Origin of the sequence: Anoxybacillus sp. MB8 (assembly GCF_011006755.1) — a bacterium.
Taxonomy (GTDB): domain Bacteria; phylum Bacillota; class Bacilli; order Bacillales; family Anoxybacillaceae; genus Anoxybacillus; species Anoxybacillus gonensis.
Window position 1 is genome coordinate 1 of record NZ_RXXX01000112.1, and the last position, 681, is coordinate 681.

General features: G+C 47.3%; 1 protein-coding gene. It reads right to left on the reverse strand.

Features of this window, described 5'->3' with window-relative positions:
• On the reverse strand, positions 1-681 hold a 681-nt coding region (locus EKC99_RS15360; RefSeq protein ID WP_205597826.1), incomplete at both ends, for a UPF0236 family transposase-like protein.

Consider the following 681-nt stretch of genomic DNA (forward strand, 5'->3'; position numbering starts at 1 on the left):
CATCTTTCCAACTTCGACCGTTTTTACTTCGTTTCGCAAACACATGCATCGTTCCTTCCGCACTCCCCATCGCCCTCATGTTTGTCGTGTCAATCCCTTTTTCCTTCAACCATACGCGATAGTCACGTAAACATCCTGGTATCTCCTCGATTCGACGAACAAGCGCCTCGAGTTGCTTTTCCTTCTCCTCATGTTCTAACGTACCGATGGCGCTTGTGAGTTCTCGTAACACACCTTCTTCATCCCATGATGCTAACTTCTTTCGAATCACCCGATATCTCGCATGACCTCGGAACAATTGACGAATCTCTCTTGCCACATGGAACCGATCAAGCTGAAAGTACCCCCTGTCCCCGAAATATTCTCGACACGCTGTAATCCATGGGGCTCCATCTCCATTGATGACCACCCAATCCTCAAACGGATCATAGCTGTATTCCTTCATCAGAAAATTCTCTACAGCTTCCCAAATCTGTTCATTCGTTTGATGAACCATATACCGTCGATTCACTAAGGATACGCGTTTCCCGTTTTTCTCCCATCCTTGGTGAATCGTGATGATCTTTTCTTCTTTTCCTTTGATGCGGCTTCGTTGACGTTTCACGTACAACCCGTCTGCTTCGATAAAAAACACGCGCCCTTTTTTCTCCATCGCACGGTGCCCTTCCACCTCTGCCTCGA